At 29.3% G+C, this 17,037-nt stretch carries 11 protein-coding genes; 6 read left to right on the forward strand and 5 right to left on the reverse strand.

The annotated features are described in order from the left end of the window. Positions 1 to 263 precede the first annotated feature (263 nt). Positions 264 to 962 carry a DUF4294 domain-containing protein gene (locus tag DAD81_RS09035; protein WP_111707945.1) on the reverse strand — a complete coding sequence of 233 codons (699 nt, stop codon included), beginning with the start codon at positions 960 to 962 and terminating at the stop codon, positions 264 to 266. A gap of 144 nt (positions 963 to 1,106) precedes the next feature. On the opposite strand from DAD81_RS09035, the gene DAD81_RS09040 reads away from it, so the two are divergent. The 6 genes from DAD81_RS09040 (at position 1,107) to DAD81_RS09065 (ending at position 8,026) form a co-directional block, all read left to right on the forward strand. Continuing rightward, entirely contained in the window at positions 1,107 to 2,192 is a 1,086-nt protein-coding gene (locus tag DAD81_RS09040; RefSeq protein WP_394340161.1) for a M42 family metallopeptidase, read from the forward strand. Positions 2,193 to 2,236: 44 nt separating this feature from the next. After that, positions 2,237 to 2,782, forward strand: coding sequence for an NUDIX hydrolase (locus DAD81_RS09045; RefSeq protein ID WP_111707947.1), 546 nt, complete (start codon positions 2,237 to 2,239; stop codon positions 2,780 to 2,782). A 3-nt stretch (positions 2,783 to 2,785) separates the two neighbouring features. Continuing rightward, complete coding sequence (locus DAD81_RS09050) at positions 2,786 to 4,711, forward strand: DUF294 nucleotidyltransferase-like domain-containing protein (RefSeq protein ID WP_245949202.1); 1,926 nt, start codon at positions 2,786 to 2,788, stop codon at positions 4,709 to 4,711. A 2-nt stretch (positions 4,712 to 4,713) separates the two neighbouring features. Then, on the forward strand, positions 4,714 to 5,382 hold the full coding sequence (locus DAD81_RS09055) for a 3'-5' exonuclease (protein ID WP_111707948.1): 669 nt from the start codon (positions 4,714 to 4,716) through the stop codon (positions 5,380 to 5,382). A gap of 62 nt (positions 5,383 to 5,444) precedes the next feature. Continuing rightward, complete coding sequence (locus tag DAD81_RS09060) at positions 5,445 to 7,364, forward strand: DUF294 nucleotidyltransferase-like domain-containing protein (protein WP_111707949.1); 1,920 nt, start codon at positions 5,445 to 5,447, stop codon at positions 7,362 to 7,364. Next, positions 7,364 to 8,026, forward strand: coding sequence for a 3'-5' exonuclease (locus DAD81_RS09065; protein WP_111707950.1), 663 nt, complete (start codon positions 7,364 to 7,366; stop codon positions 8,024 to 8,026). The genes DAD81_RS09060 and DAD81_RS09065 overlap by 1 nt, the downstream gene beginning before the upstream one ends. Positions 8,027 to 8,189: 163 nt before the next feature. On the opposite strand, the gene acs is transcribed toward DAD81_RS09065, so the two are convergent. The 4 genes from acs to DAD81_RS09090 form a co-directional block, all read right to left on the reverse strand. Then, a complete protein-coding gene (gene acs, locus DAD81_RS09070; RefSeq protein WP_111707951.1) occupies positions 8,190 to 12,014 on the reverse strand; it encodes an acetate--CoA ligase in 3,825 nt (1,274 codons plus the stop codon). A 52-nt stretch (positions 12,015 to 12,066) separates the two neighbouring features. After that, positions 12,067 to 12,429, reverse strand: a complete 363-nt coding sequence (locus DAD81_RS09075; RefSeq protein ID WP_111707952.1) for a response regulator transcription factor — start codon at positions 12,427 to 12,429, stop codon at positions 12,067 to 12,069. A gap of 1 nt (position 12,430) precedes the next feature. Continuing rightward, the gene (locus DAD81_RS09080) at positions 12,431 to 15,061 is read right to left on the reverse strand and encodes a sensor histidine kinase (protein WP_111707953.1); all 2,631 of its coding nucleotides are present in this window, start codon (positions 15,059 to 15,061) and stop codon (positions 12,431 to 12,433) included. Between the two features lie 263 nt (positions 15,062 to 15,324). Next, on the reverse strand, positions 15,325 to 17,022 hold the full coding sequence (locus tag DAD81_RS09090; protein ID WP_111707955.1) for a sodium:solute symporter family protein: 1,698 nt from the start codon (positions 17,020 to 17,022) through the stop codon (positions 15,325 to 15,327). Positions 17,023 to 17,037 lie beyond the last annotated feature (15 nt).

Consider the following 17,037-nt stretch of genomic DNA (forward strand, 5'->3'; position numbering starts at 1 on the left):
TTTATTTACACTAAATTCCTGAACTTTTTACCAACTTACCTTTGTTTGTTAGCGGGTGCAAATGTAACTACTTTTTATTCTTAAACAAGCTTTTTTTAACTCTTTTTATTAAAAATTTTAAAATATCCTATACCCCCCTGAAAATCCAATACTTATAAATATAACAATATTTCAAACTGCAAACTTACTTTCATTTTAAAAAATAGGCGGACTACTAAAGTAGAACATTTATTTTAATTACGCAAGTATTATTTTTAAATAAATTACTTTTTTTTTGATTTTGGCTTAGGCAAAATAACATCCTTAGAACTTAATTCTATAAAATTAAAATCTAATTTAGATGGTTGTTCCTCTAATGTACCATCTACAAAGGCACGTTGTAGTATATCTTCAATTAAATAATCTTCTTCTACATTTTCTGGATCATATTCAGATTTTAAAGATAATTTAAACAAATTGGCCGTTGAATTGTACCAAAATGCTTTCCATCCGCTTCTTAAATCTTTAACCAAATCATAAACTGTGTTTCCTGTTTGCCTATGAATTAACTTTATTAGTATTCTACCTTCAGTACGAGTTAGCTTTTTTAGTTGTTCTGTAAACTCCCCCTCCATGTATTTCTGAATACGCTTTGTGTAAACACGTTTTTTTCTTTTCGACTTCATATTATCAATTCTTTCATTTAACACATCTAACCTTTCTGTTGCCATTTTAGCAAATGGGTAGGCTTTTAATGTTTTTTTACGGAACCAGTAATAATATCTTCTATCGTATGAAGTTTTGAATTTTAACTTTTTTAAAAGTAACACTTCATCCAGCTCTATCAATAAAGTATCTCCTTCAAATATTACATATTTATCTGTTAAGGAAACAGAATCTACAATCTTTTTCTCTTGCGAAAAAAGATTTACACCATATATAGTTATAAATATATATAATAGGACTCTAAACTTAACTTTCATAAATATTCTTTAATTAATCAAAAACGTTTTCAAAATTACAACTTTCAATTATACTTTTTAGTATCTATTATTTAAAATGATTATTAATTTATAATTAATGAATTAACATTTTAGTATCTTCGTTTTTTATTAAAAAAATAAATTATGAGTAAAAAAATAATAAATAAAAGTTCTATTTCATTCTTAGAAAAATACTTAAATAATGCATCTCCTACCGGTTACGAAAGTGAAGGACAAAAAATATGGATGGATTATTTAAGACCATATGTTGATACATTTATTACTGATAGCTATGGAACAGCCGTTGGTGTAATTAATCCTGATGCAGATTTTAAGGTTGTTATTGAAGGACATGCAGATGAAATTTCCTGGTATGTTAATTATATTACTCCAGAAGGTTTAATTTATGTAATTAGAAATGGAGGTAGTGATCACCAGATAGCTCCATCAAAAGTGGTAAATATTCATACTAAAAAAGGAATTATAAAAGGTGTTTTTGGTTGGCCTGCTATTCATACAAGAATTGGAGGAAAAGAAGAAGCTCCTAAATTAGATAATATTTTTATTGATGTTGGTTGTAAAACAAAAGAAGAAGTTGAAAAACTTGGGGTTCATGTTGGTTGTGTAATCACTTATCCTGATGAATTTTTTATTTTAAATAAAAACAATTTTGTTTGTAGAGCTTTAGACAATAGAATGGGTGGCTTTATGATTGCTGAAGTTGCTAGATTATTAAAAGAGAATAAGGTTGAATTACCTTTTGGATTGTATATTACTAATTCTGTTCAAGAAGAAATTGGATTAAGAGGAGCTGAAATGATTTCACACACTATTAAACCAGATGTGGCAATTATTACTGATGTTTGTCATGATACAACCACACCAATGATTAATAAAAATAAAGAAGGAGAAACAAAATCTGGTGATGGACCTGTTATTACCTATGCCCCTGCTGTTCAAAATAATTTAAGAGAATTAATTATTGAAACGGCTGAAGCAAATAAAATTCCATTTCAACGTTTAGCTTCATCTAGAGCAACAGGAACTGATACCGATGCTTTTGCTTATAGTAATGGAGGTGTTCCTTCTGCTTTAATATCATTAGCTTTAAGATATATGCATACAACAGTAGAAATGGTTCATAAAGATGACGTAGAAAATGTGATCAGATTAATTTATGAAACATTATTAACTATAAAAAAAGGAGAAAACTTTAGTTATTTTAAATAAAATTGAGAGAAAGGCAGCTTTCGCTGCCTTTCCTTTTTTAAGATATGGATGAATATATTGACCTATTAGATAAAAACGGAAATAAAACGGGGAAAACCTGTTTAAAATCTGAGGCTCATAAAAAGGGGCTTTTACATGCAAGTACGCATATTTGGATATTTAATAATAAAAGTGAAATAATTATTCAGAAAAGAGCTAAAAACAAAGATACCTTTCCAAATTTGTGGGATGTTTCTGTAGCTGGGCATATTTCTGCTGGTGAAAAACCAGAAACTTCCGCTTTACGCGAAGTTGAAGAAGAAATAGGTTTATTACTAACTATTGAACAGCTCGATTTCATTTCTATATTTAAAAAAAAGGTTAAACATCATGTTAATTTAATTGATAATGAAATACACCATATATATATGTGTAACATAAATTTTGATTTTGACTCTTTAAAAGTTCAGAAAGAAGAAGTATCAGAGATTAAATTAATCACGTTAAAAAAATTAATTGATAGTTTAAAACTTAATAATAATGGTTTTGTACCTCACGGAGAAAATTATTATAACTTAGTTTTAGAAAATTTAAAAAAATATAATAGTTGATTTATGGCTAGTATGAAAAATACAATTGCGGAAAGAATTTTGGATTTTTTAAAAAACTATCCTCCATTTAATTTAATACCAAAAGAGACATTACTTGAAGTAGCTAAAAATGTAGAGATTAATTATTTTGAAAAAGATCAAATCATTTTTAGTCAAAATGACACTCCTCATGAACATCTTTATATGGTATATGAGGGAGTAATTAGATTGTATAGATTTGCCGAAGGCAAAAAGCATATTGTTGATATTTGTGATGAAGGAGACTTATTTGGTCTTAGACCTTTAATAATGAAGGAAAACTATTTAATGGGAGCTTCAGCAAATGAAGAATCTATAGTATATGGTATTCCTATTAATTTATTTAATGATATTATTTTAAACATACCAAAAGTAAGTCAATTCTTAATTGCTAGTTTTGCCACAAATACTAGAGATCCATTTTCAGAAAAACATAAAGGGAAATTATTTGCAAATATAAAGGCCATAAAAAAAGTTGAAAATACTTTTATTGAAACTCAATCTGCTAAATACACTAAAAACCCAATAACTTGTAATCCTAAAACCACAATACAAGAAGCTGCAATTAGAATGACAACCAATGTTATTAACTCAATTGTAATTGCAGTTGACAAAATTCCTCTTGGAATTATTACAGATAAAGATATAAGAACCAAAATAGGTACAGGGATTTTTAAAATAACTGATCCCGTTGAATTAATAATGGTTAGTCCTGTTATTACTTTTCCTGAAAATATAACAGTGGCCGAAGCTCAAATAGCTCGATTAAAACATAAAGTTTCTCATTTATGTATTACAAAAGATGGTACAAATAACTCTGAGTTAGTAGGGATTTTAACTGAGCATGATTTAAATTTAATTCAAGGCAACAATCCTCTTTTATTAATTAAAGAAATTAAATGTGCAAAAGATGCAGAGACCTTAAAGTATATTAGATCAAAAGCTGCCGAATTAACTAAAGGATACATAGAGCAAGAAATTCCTATTTATTTTGTAACAAAGGTTATTTCTGAAATAAATACAGCAATTACAAAAGCGGCAATTGAACTTTCTATTAAAGAAATAGGTAAAAAACCTCCTGTTGAATACTCTTGGTTAGCAGTTGGAAGTCAAGGACGGAAAGAACAATTATTAATGACCGACCAAGATAATGCACTTGTATTTGAAAATGTTGAAGATTCAGAATACGACGGTGTAAAAGCATATTTCTTAAAATTAGCAACCAAGGTTACCGAAAAATTAAATATTGTTGGATTTGAATATTGCCCCGCAAACATTATGGCTAGTAATCCTAAATGGTGTTTGTCTAAAAGAGAATGGAAACATCAATTTAAAGAATGGATTAAAGATCCTATTCCTGAAAAAATTCTGTTAAGTATTATTTTTTATGACTTTGAACTTATATATGGAAATAAAGAATTATATAATCAAGTAGCTAAAAGTGTTTTAAAATTAATTAAGAAAAATCAGATATTCTTAAGCTTTTTAGGAAAAGTAACATTAGACAACCCTCCTCCATTAGGCTTCTTTAAACAATTTTTAGTAGAACAGGATGGTGAAAACAAAGATAACTTTGATATTAAATCTAGAGCAATTAGACCTCTAGTTGATGCGGCTCGAATATTTTCATTATACCACGGCCTTCAAATTAACAATACAATAGCACGTTATAAAAAAATGATGGAAGTAGAACCGCAAAATAAAGATTTGTTTGAATCGTGTTCAAACGCCTTTAAAATACTTCTTACATTTAGAACTTCCCAAGGGTTGGCAAATAATGATAGTGGAAAATTTGTTGATATCAATAGTTTAAGTAAAGCGGATAGATTAAAATTAAAAAGTTGTTTTAATCCTATTAAAAATGTTCAAGAAGCTATAAAAATCCGTTTTAAAACAACTCAAATTGGTTAATTATGTTAGGTCTATTTAAAAGAAAAAACTTTCCAAAATATTGGCAAGATTATATTGATAAAGTTTCAAATAGCGAAAAATACTCTAATTATGAAAATATCCGATTTGTAGTCTTAGATACTGAAACAACAGGTTTTGATTATGAAAATGACAGAATGTTATGTATTGGGGCTGTTGCAATTCAAAATAACAAAATTTTAGTTACAGATTCTTTTGAAGTATATATTAAACAAGAAGTTTTTAATAAAGAAACCGTTAAAATTCATGGGATAAGAAAAAATGGTGATGAGATAAAAATTAGCGAAGAAGAAGCTCTTATTCAATTTATTGAATACTTAGATGATGCCGTTATAGTTGCCCATCATACTGCTTTTGATTTAAATATGATAAATACAGCTCTAAAAAGAATTAATTTGGGTCCTATTATATCTAAGCAACTAGATACCAACTACATTTATAAAAAATTATCTCCAAATAATAGATATAATAAAGTATTTAGCCTAGACGATTTATGTAGAAGGTTTAATATAACAATGCACGATAGACATACGGCATCTGGAGATGCATTACTTACAGCTTTTGTTTTTCTAAAACTAACAAATCAATACAAAAAAAATAATGCATTAAACATTCAAGATTTAGTAAAAACTAATTATCACTTAAATAGTTAACCTACTTTTATTAATATTCATTTTTTTGTAACTTCAGTGTTTAACATTCATCTATAAAAAGTATGAAAAACACTATTTCAGAACGCATATTTGATTTTTTAAAAGACTTTCCTCCTTTTGATGTTTTAAATAAAAAACAGTTATTTTTAGTTTCAAGTAATGTTAAAGTAACCTATATTGAAATAGGAAAAACTGTATTTCAGCAAGGAGAAATACCGCATGAAAACTTTTATATTGTAAAAGATGGAGCTATTGGTTTGTATAGAACTATTGAAAGTGATGAGATATTAGTTGATATTTGTGATGAAGGAGATATTTTTGGTTTAAGACCATTAGTCCAAAATGATCATTATTTAATGAGCGCTAAGGCAAATGAAGAATCGATTTTATATGCAATATCTGTAAACATTTTAAAAGAAATTATTGAAAATAATGAAAAAGTAAATAAGTTTTTGATTGCTAGTTTTTCTACAAATATTAAAACTCCGTATGCAAAAAACAATAATGGTAAATTATTTGCTAACATTGAAACTCTAGAAGATAACAACGGTAATTTCTCAGATTTTCAAACAGCTGAATACAGTAAAGACCCAGTAACTTGCCTTAAATCTACTTCAATAAAAGAAGCTGCATTAATAATGAGTTCAAATAAAGTTGGATCAATTTTAATTGTAGAAGATAAAAATCCAATTGGAATTATAACGGATAAAGATTTACGTTTAAAAATAGCCACAGGATTTGTTTCTATTAATAAAAAAGTAATTGAGATAATGTCTTCGCCCGTAATAACAGTTTCAGAAAAAATTACAACAGCTGAAGCTCAAATTGCAATGCTTAAAAATAAAATTACACATTTATGTATTACTAAGGATGGAACTCCCAATTCTGAATTAACCGGAATTATGTCTGAACATGACATTGTTGTATTACAAGGAAACAACCCTTCCGTTTTGATAAAAGAATTAAAACGAGCTAAAGATGTTGAAACATTAAAATATATTAGAGAAAAAACATCAAACCTTTTAAATGGATATATAGAACAAAAAATTCCTATTGTTTTTGTGTCTAATATAATTTCTGAAATCACTAATGCTATAACAATTAAAGCTATTGAATTATCTTTAAAAGAAATGAAAAAACAACCGCCAGTAAAATTTGGATGGTTAGCTTTAGGAAGTCAAGGTAGAAAAGAGCAATTACTAGTCACCGACCAGGATAATGCTCTAGTATTTCAAAATGTTCCAGATGAAAACCATCAAGAAACAAAAGACTATTTTATTAGCTTATCAGAAAAAATAACTAAAAAATTAAGTATAGTTGGATTTGAATATTGCCCTGCAGAAATGATGGCGAGCAACCCTGATTATTGTCTTTCATTAAAAGAATGGAAACATCAATTCAACAAATGGATTACTATTCCTTCTGAAAAATCAATTATGATGTGTACCATATTTTTTGATTACAATTTAATTTATGGTGATCTAGGGTTGGTAAATAAAATGTCTAAAAGTATTTTTAACTCAATAAAATCTTATGAAATATTCCTTAACTTTTTAGGGAAAAATGCTTTGATAAACCCACCTCCTCTTGGTTTTTTTAGGCAATTTTTAGTTGAAGACGATGGAGAAAATAAGGATCAATTCGATATAAAAAGCAGAGCTCTAATGCCTTTAATTGATGCTGCAAGGTTATTAACTTTATCTCATAAAGTAAAAGATAAAAACAATACTATTGAACGCTTTCAAAAATTAATTGAAATTGAACCTCAAAATAACGATTTATATTTAATGTGTATAGATTCTTTTAAAATATTATTGCGTTTTAGAACTGAACAAGGAATAAAACATAAAGATTCCGGTAGATATATTAATTTAAAAAGTTTAAACAAAGCTGAAAAATTAAAATTAAAAGGTTGTTTTAAACCTATTAAAGATATTCAAGAGTTGATAAAAGTTAGATATAATTTATCTCAAATGCTATAATGTTCAATTGGTTTAAAAAAAATACACATCCTGAGTTTTGGAAAGAATATTTAAAAACATTCAAAACCAAAGAATCAAAAAAAATTGAAGAAACTCGATTTATTGTTTTTGATACCGAAACCAACGGATTAGATATTGTGAAAGATAGAATTCTTTCAATTGGAGCTATTACTGTTTTAAATAACACACTAGATGTTGCTGATAATTTTGAATTGTACCTAAAACAAAATGAATTTAATGCTGAAACTGTTGAAATTCACGGAATTTTAAAAGACGGAAACCTTTTAAAATATACAGAAATTGAGGCTTTGGAAAAATTTATAAATTATGTAGGAAACTCTATCTTAGTTGCGCATCATGCAGCATTTGATATTGAAATGGTAAATGCAGCTCTTAAAAGAATGAATTTACCTAAACTTAAAAACAAAAGTATTGATACCGGTATTTTGTATAAAAAACTTAAAGGGAAAAAAAACAAACATTTTAATTTAGATGTATTGTGTAAAGAGTTTAATATTCCAAAACATGACAGGCATACAGCTTCTGGAGATGCTTATATTACTGCACTATTATTTCTGAAAATTATATCAAAATTGAAACAGGAAAGAAAAGTGAATTATTCCGATTTGTTTAGGACTTCAAATAAGGAAGGATTGATATAAACTAGGCTTTCTTATTGAAGTTTTTATAAATCGGAATTTATTTCGAATTCTAATAACAATTAACATCCAAAAATAAGATTCTAAAATAAATAAAGAATAACGTTTTTTTAATTAAAAAAAGCCTTCATTTCTGAAGGCTTTTTATTTTTTAGCAAGTTTTTGTTTATTTAACCAATGATCCTTCCATTATGGCCGCAACCACATCTGGATTTAATAAAGTTGAAATATCTCCTAAATTTGAAGTTTCATTCTCTGCAATTTTACGTAAAATACGTCTCATAATTTTTCCTGATCGTGTTTTTGGTAGTCCAGGTACAAACTGAATTTTATCTAATTTTGCTATTGGGCCAATAGTACGTGCAATTAATTCATTAATTTCGGTACGTAAAAAATCTTTATTTCCTGGTTCCTCGTATACAATTACATAAGCATACAATGCATTTCCTTTAATATCATGAGGATAACCAACAATTGCGGATTCTACAACATTACTATGTTCGTTAATAATATTTTCAATTGGTGCAGTTCCTAAATTATGACCAGAAACTATTACAACATCATCTACTCTACCTGTAATTCTATAATTTCCCTCTAAATCTCTAAATGAACCATCTCCTGTAAAGTATTTGTCCTTAAACGCCGTAAAATAAGTTTCTTTATAACGTTTGTGATCTCCATATATAGTTCTTGCCATAGACGGCCAAGGATATTTAATACATAATTTCCCTTCCGCAGGGTTCGTATTTAACTCTTCTCCATTTTCATCAACTAAACATGGCTGAATTCCTGGTAAGGGTCTTGTTGCAAAAGTTGGTTTTGTTGGTGTAACTCCACCTAAAGGAGAAATCATAATTCCACCTGTTTCTGTTTGCCACCAAGTATCTACAATTGGAGATTTTTGTTTTCCTATTTTTTCATCATACCAGTGCCAAGCCTCTTCATTTATTGGCTCTCCTACTGTTCCTAATACTTTTATTGAACTTAAATCGTGTTTTTCAATTAATTCATTTGGTTGTGCTGCCAATGCTCTAATTGCAGTTGGTGCTGTATAAAACTGATTTACTTTATACTTTTCAACTATTTGCCAAAAACGTCCATAATCTGGATATGAAGGAATTCCTTCAAACATTAAAGTTGTTGCTCCTGCAGCCAACGGTCCATAAACTATATATGAATGTCCGGTAATCCAACCAATATCAGCAGTACAAAAATACACATCACCATGTGTATATTGAAATACATTTTTAAAACTATATGCTGTATGAATCATATAACCAGCACAAGTATGCACCATTCCTTTTGGTTTACCTGTTGATCCTGAAGTATATAAAATAAACAACATATCTTCTGCATCCATTACCTCAGCGTCGCAAACAGCATCAACTTTAGCAATTTCATCGTGCCACCAAATATCTCGTCCTGCTTTCATGTTAATATCTCCATTAACTCTATTTAAAACAATTGCTTTTTCAATAGTTGGACAAGTTTCCAATGCTTCATCAACAATAGTTTTAAAATCTACAGCTTTACTTCCTCTAAAAACACCATCAGAAGTTAGTAAAACTTTACATTCGGCATCGTTAATTCTTGTTGAAAGAGCTACTGCAGAAAATCCAGCAAAAACTACTGAATGAACAGCTCCAATTCTAGCACAAGCCAATACAGCAATTGCTAATTCAGGAACCATAGGCATATACACACAAACTCTATCTCCTTTTTCTACACCATTATTTTTTAAAACATTTGAAAATTTACAAACCTCAGCATGTAATTCTTTATAAGTAAAAGTTCTGTTAGATTCTGTTGGATCATTTGGTTCCCAAATAATAGCTAAGTCATCACCTCTTTTTGATAAATGACGATCTAAACAATTTTCTGTAATATTTAATTTAGCACCTTTAAACCATTCAAACTTTGGTTTATCCCAATCGTATTCAACAACAGAATCCCATTTTTTATGCCAAGTAAAAGTTTCGGCAATTTGAGCCCAAAATCCTTCAGGATCATTAACACTATGTTGATATGATTTATAATATTTAATGAAAGAATCTACTTTTAAATCTGCTAATGTTTGTTTTTCTTCTTCAGTAGCATGTTCGTAAATTCCAATTTTATGTAATTTGAATTCGTGCGTAATTTCATTAATAATTTCAGGATCATCAATTGTTGAAGGAATTGTATATTCAACTCCATCTGCAATATTTCTTAATAATTTACGAAGAATTTTGCCAGAACGTGTTTTTGGTAATCTGTTAACCAATAACACTTTTTTTAGAGAAGCAACGGCTCCAATTTGCTTACGAACTTCCTGAACAATTTTGTATTCTAATTCAAAACTAGAAACATAATCTCCAGATTTTAAAACAACTAAAGCCAAAGGAACTTGCCCTTTTAACTGATCTTCAATCCCAAAAACAGCACATTCAGCAACCGAAGGATTAGCTGCTACAACTTCTTCCATTTCGGCTGTAGATAATCTGTGCCCTGCAACATTTATAACATCATCAACACGGCCAGTGATAAATACATATCCATCTTCATCTGTATAACCACCATCACCAGAAAAATAATAACCTGGTAATTTTTTAAGATAACCATCAACATATCTGTCTGTATTTCCCCAAATATTTAGTAAAGTTCCTGGAGGCATTGGTAATTTTACAGCTACTAAACCTTCTTCATTTGGTCCTAATTGTTTTCCTTCTGCATTTAAAATATGAATATCATACCCCGGAACTGCTTTTGCTGCTGAACCTGGCTTAATAGGTAAATGTTCAACTCCCATTAAATTAGATAACATTGGCCAACCAGATTCTGTTTGCCACCAATGATCAATTACAGGAATATTTAATTGATCTTCGAGCCAGCTTAAAGTGGCTGCATCACAACGTTCTCCTGCTAAAAACTGATATTTTAAACAACTTAAATCGTACATTTTTAGTAATTCTCCATCAGGGTCTTCTTTTTTAATAGCACGAATTGCAGTTGGAGCGGTAAACATAACCTTTACATTATTTTCACTTATAATTCTCCAAAAAGTACTTGCATCAGGTGTTTTAATCGGTTTTCCTTCAAAAATAATAGTTGTATTTCTATTTAATAAAGGTCCGTATACAATATAACTGTGCCCTACAACCCAACCAACATCTGAAGCCGCCCAGAAGGTATCACCCTCATCAACTCCATAAATATTTTTCATAGAATATTTTAAGGCTGTTGCATATCCTCCAGTATCTCTTAAAATTCCTTTTGGTTTTCCTGTAGTACCTGAAGTATATAAAATATATAAAGGATCTGTTGATTTCATTTCTACACAATCAACCGGTTCCGATTTTTTTACTAATTTTTTATAACTAATATAACGCTCTGTTTTAGTGTTTAACGCTCCTAAATTTCGTTTATAAACAATTACTTTATCTGGTTTATGTGTTGCTAATTTAATAGCTTCATCAACTAAAGGTTTATAGGCTATTAATCTGTCTACTTCCATCCCTGAAGTTGCAGTTATAATTGCTTTTGGTTTACAATCATCTATTCTTATGGCTAGTTCATGTGGGGCAAAACCTCCAAAAACAACTGAATGAATTGCTCCAATTCTTGCACAAGCCAACATACTAAATGCAGCATGTGGAATCATTGGCATATAAACAATTACAGTATCTCCTTTTTTAACGCCTAAATCACGAAGTCCTCCTGCCAAACGTTCAACTTCACTTTTAACTTTACTATAACTATATTTTACTTTTCTTTGAGTTACCGGAGAATCGTAAATTATTGCAGTTTGATCTCCATATCCATCTTCAACATGTTTATCTACTGCTAAATAACACATATTTAACTTTCCATCAGCAAACCAACGATCAAATCCATTTTCATCTTTAGACAAAATAGATGTTGGTTCTTTATACCATTTTAATTTTTTTGTTTGGTCTTTCCAAAATACTTCTGGATTTTCAATACTACTATTATAATGCTTTTGGTAACTCATATTATAAATTTTTAGTTGTTATTCACCCCCCAGTTTAAACTTGAGTGTATTTTTATTTTATTAATTCTTTTACTTCCTTAACCAATTTTTTTACTGAAAAAGGTTTTGACATATATTTATCTGCTCCCAATTGCAAACCTAATTCTATGTCTGATGCTTTATTTTTTGCCGAAAGAAAAATGACTTTTATTTTACTTAAATTCTCATCTCCTTTTAAATATTTTAAAACTTGATACCCGTCTACATTTGGCATCATAATATCCAATAAAATAATATCTGGAATATTATTTTCTGCTATTTCAATTGCTTCAGTACCATCACGAGCAATAAAAACTTCAAAATTTTCTTTTTTAAAAATATATTCTAATGACATTACAATATTTGGTTCATCGTCAACTATTAAAATTTTTCTCATATTAAATTAGTTTAAATGGTAATGTAAATGTTAATTTGGCTCCTTGAGGGATTATATTTTCGGCCCATATTTCTCCGTTATGACTTTTTATTATCTGTTTACTTATGGCTAAACCCAACCCACTTCCTACAGGTTTTAAAATTGTTTGATTTTTTGATTGGTAAAATTTATCAAAAATTGAGACCAAATCATTTGGATCAATTCCTTTACCATTATCAACAACTGAAACTTCACCTTTATTGTTTTTAAGTGCAGCACTTATAATAACTTCTCCATAATTTTCTTTTGAAAATTTAATAGCATTAGACAACAGATTAATTATTACTTGTTCAATTCTATCTTCATCATAAATTAATAAGGAATCAATTCCCCCGTTAAAACTTAATTTTACTCCTTTATTATCTGCAATCTGTTTGGTAGCATCCATTGATTTTCTAATTGTATTTTCAATAGAGTTTTCTTTTAAATCAAGTTGCTCTTTTCCTGTTTCCAATTTTTCTAAATCAAGAATATTATTTATCAGTCTACTTATTCTTTCACTTTCTGTTACTATACTACTTAAAAATTTGTTTTTAGTCTCTTTATCAACCTCATCATCTTCCAATAATATTTCAGAAAGCGCTCTTATTGATGTTATTGGAGTTTTCAACTCATGAGCTACGGTATCCAAAAATTCATCTTTTTGTTTGTCGCGCTCTTTTAACAATACATTAGATTGTTTTGTTTTTTTAGTTTCATCCAAAATATTTAAAACTTCGGATAAAGTAATCTCTTCTTCTTTTACTACGGTAGAAATTAAAATTCTAGAAGATGCACTACCAATACTTCCTGTTAATAATTTTTCTGAAAAGTTGACCAATCGTGCATCAGCAATAGGATTCTCTACATTTATTCCATTTTTCATATAAAACAAATTCAACGCTCTTTCTGTTCTTTCCTCTCCTAAAAACCGACTTAAAACTTGTTTTATATCACTTACATAAGCTTCTCCTTTCCATACATAAGCATTCTCATGTAATTCTGCATATTTGGCACTATCAACAAACATTTCAGCAAAATTTCGCTCTCTATAATTACCAACTATAATCACAGAAATTATAACATATACTAAAATATTAAAAAACAAACTCCAAAAAAAAGCGTGTGGCACTGGCTCAAATAATTGTAAACCAAATAACTCATATGGTTTTAAAAACTTCAACCCGAACAAACCATTATTTACTATTGATGTAGAAAGTAATTGTGATTCTACTGTAAAAGGTATTATTAATGTATAAACAGTAATTAAAAACCCAATGATAATCCCATATTTTGCACCTTTAGATGATGCTCTTCTCCAAAATAAACCTCCAAAAAATGAAGGTGCTAACTGGGCAATTATAACAAAAGAAATTAAACCAATAGATACTAACGATCTATTTAAAGTAAAACTTCTATAGAAAAAATATGCTAATATTATTAATGTAAAAATGGCAACTCTTCTTATGTTTTTAATAGATTCTGTATTTTCAGAAGATTTCCCTTTACTGTACTTTGTTAAAAATCCGTAAGGAATAATTAAATTATTACTTAACATTGTTGAAAGTGCTAAGGTTGAAATTACAACCATTGATATTGCTGCCGAAAACCCTCCAAGAAATACTATTAAAGCTAATAATTCATGTCCATTTACAAGTGGTAACATAAGAGTAAATAAATCTGCATCAACATTTTTATTCTGAAAAACTATATTTCCTCCCCAAGCTATAAAAATTACAAAAACATTAAATAACAATAGATATAAAGGAAATAACCAAATAACTTTTTTTAAATATTTTTCTCTTTCATTTTCAACAACTGTAACTTGAAATTGTCTTGGTAATAACATTATTGCAATCATTGAAAGCATTGTTAAAAAAAACCAATTAAATCCGCCTTCTAACCCATTTATTGTTTGTTGACTTTTAAAATTTGGTAAAAATGAGGCTTGATTATAAATATCTGAAGGTCCATTAAATAAATAAAATGTTACATAAATTCCTATAATTAAAAAGAATACTAATTTAATTATAGACTCTAAAGCCACTGCTGTAATAATTCCTTTATGACGCTCAGACGCATCTGTATGTTGAGTTCCAAAAAAAGCTGCAAAAATTGCTAATAAAATTGCTATATAAAAAGTAGTATCATTAACTATAGAGTTTGTTATTGTTTTATGATCTGTGATAACATTAAACGTTTCCGAAATAGCTTTTAACTGAAGTGAAATATATGGTACAATAGCCAATACACATACAATAGTTACTAATGCTCCTAAAAAACGACTATTTCCATAACGTAATGAAATAAAATCTGCTAATGATGAAATTTTGTTCGCTTTGGATATTTTTAAAATTTTACGCATTAAAATTATCCAGGCCGGAATAATAATAACCGGACCTAAATAGATTGTTAAAAATTTTAATCCTGAAGTTGCTGCTAAACCTACACTTCCATAATAAGTCCAAGCTGTGCAATAAACAGCTAAAGACAATGTATATACGTAAGGATTATTAACCCATTTACTTTTTGAATTTTTCTCAGCCCAATAAGCAACATAAAAAATGACCGACAAATAAATAATAATTATAAATATGACTAAAAAACTACTCATAAAACTTATTTAAAATTATATAAGATATTATTATACTCAATATCCAAATAAAAAAAACATAAAAATAAATAAGAGGAAAACCCATAAAAGATGAGCTATAATTAAATAATAATATTATTGGAATGTTAAACAAACACAATAATATTATTGAAATAACTATTAATTTTTGTTGATGTCTTTTTTTCACTATTTACGTTTTAAGACAATTAAGTTACAAAAACAGCACTATAAATATTATAATGCTGTCTGCACTAACTAATTAACTAATGATCACTTGCCTCTCCAGCTCCTGATGGGATTCTAATATCTTCTACTATATCTTGAACATTTTGTGGTGGTGCAGGTGTCATTCTTGAAACAACCAATGAAACAATAAAGTTTACAACCATTGCAACAGTACCAAAACCTTCCGGTGAAATTCCAAACCACCAGTTTTCTGCAGTATCAACAGCAGGATCACCTATCCAATGTAACTTATATTTTGCCATATAGAAAAACATTAATGTTAAACCTATAATCATCCCTGAAATAGCACCTTCTTTATTCATCCTCTTATCAAAAATCCCTAACAAAATTGCTGGAAAAAATGAGGCAGCTGCCAAACCAAAAGCCAAGGCGACCACGGCGGCGACAAATCCCGGCGGATTGATACCAAAATATCCTGCAATACAAACTGCAACTAATGCACTTAAACGAGCTGCCATTAACTCTCCTTTTTCTGAGATATCTGGCTTTATAATTTTCTTAAATAAATCGTGTGATATGGACGATGCTATTACTAACAATAAACCCGCAGCAGTTGATAATGCAGCAGCTAAACCACCTGCACCAACCAATGCAATTACCCAATTTGGTAATTGTGCAATTTCTGGATTTGCCAATACCATTATATCTCGGTCTATAGTCAATTCATTTGTAGATTTATCTGCAACATATTGCACTACTCCATCACCATTTTTATCATCAAATTTTAATAATCCTGTTTTTTCCCAATTTCCAAACCATTCTGGTAATTCAGCATATTCAGCATTACTTACTGTTTCAATCAGTTTTGTTCTTGCAAAAACAGCTACCGCAGGAACGGTTGTATATAAAATTGCAATAAATAATAAAGCCCAACCTGCAGAAACACGAGCATCTTTTACTCTAGGAACTGTAAAGAAACGAACAATTACGTGAGGCAATCCTGCCGTACCTACCATTAAAGCCACTGTAATTGCAAACACATCTATCATAGATTTACTTCCTGATGTATATTCGTGAAACCCTAGTTCCTGCTGAAGCCCATCTAATTTATCTAATAAATAAACACCATCTTCTCCTGCACCACCAAAACCTAATTGAGGAATTGGGTTACCTGTCATTTGAAATGAAATGAATATTGCAGGAACCATAAAAGCAAAAATCAATACACAATATTGTGCAACTTGTGTATAAGTAATTCCCTTCATTCCTCCTAAAACAGCATAAAATAAAACGATTGCCATACCTATATAAACTCCTGTATTTATATCTACTTCAAGATAACGAGAAAATACAATTCCAACACCACGCATTTGTCCGGCTACATATGTAAACGATACAATTAAAGCTGCAATTACTGCAACTATCCGTGCTGTATTAGAGTAATATCTATCCCCAATAAAATCAGGTACCGTAAATTTTCCAAATTTTCTTAAATAAGGTGCTAAAAGTAGTGCTAAAAGCACATAACCCCCGGTCCACCCCATTAAATAAACCGACCCATCATATCCCGTAAATGATACAATACCAGCCAATGAGATAAATGAAGCGGCAGACATCCAGTCTGCTGCAGTAGCCATACCATTCATAATTGGAGGCACTCCTCCACCAGCTACATAAAATTCTTTTGAAGATCCTGCCCTAGCCCAAATTGCAATTCCTATATAAAGTGCAAATGTAATTCCAACAAGTATCCATGTCCATGTTAATATTCCCATGATTTAATTTTTTTT

Source organism: Lutibacter citreus (genome assembly GCF_003260195.1).
GTDB classification, from domain to species: domain Bacteria; phylum Bacteroidota; class Bacteroidia; order Flavobacteriales; family Flavobacteriaceae; genus Lutibacter; species Lutibacter citreus.

Coding starts and splice junctions, on each gene's coding strand:
- DAD81_RS09050 (WP_245949202.1), top strand. CDS start 2,786: ATGGCTAGTATGAAAAATACAATTGCGGAAAGAATTTTGGATTTTTTA.
- DAD81_RS09060 (WP_111707949.1), top strand. CDS start 5,445: ATGAAAAACACTATTTCAGAACGCATATTTGATTTTTTAAAAGACTTT.
- DAD81_RS09055 (WP_111707948.1), top strand. CDS start 4,714: ATGTTAGGTCTATTTAAAAGAAAAAACTTTCCAAAATATTGGCAAGAT.
- DAD81_RS09040 (WP_394340161.1), top strand. CDS start 1,107: ATGAGTAAAAAAATAATAAATAAAAGTTCTATTTCATTCTTAGAAAAA.
- DAD81_RS09065 (WP_111707950.1), top strand. CDS start 7,364: ATGTTCAATTGGTTTAAAAAAAATACACATCCTGAGTTTTGGAAAGAA.
- acs (WP_111707951.1), bottom strand. CDS start 12,014: ATGAGTTACCAAAAGCATTATAATAGTAGTATTGAAAATCCAGAAGTA.
- DAD81_RS09035 (WP_111707945.1), bottom strand. CDS start 962: ATGAAAGTTAAGTTTAGAGTCCTATTATATATATTTATAACTATATAT.
- DAD81_RS09080 (WP_111707953.1), bottom strand. CDS start 15,061: ATGAGTAGTTTTTTAGTCATATTTATAATTATTATTTATTTGTCGGTC.
- DAD81_RS09045 (WP_111707947.1), top strand. CDS start 2,237: ATGGATGAATATATTGACCTATTAGATAAAAACGGAAATAAAACGGGG.
- DAD81_RS09075 (WP_111707952.1), bottom strand. CDS start 12,429: ATGAGAAAAATTTTAATAGTTGACGATGAACCAAATATTGTAATGTCA.
- DAD81_RS09090 (WP_111707955.1), bottom strand. CDS start 17,022: ATGGGAATATTAACATGGACATGGATACTTGTTGGAATTACATTTGCA.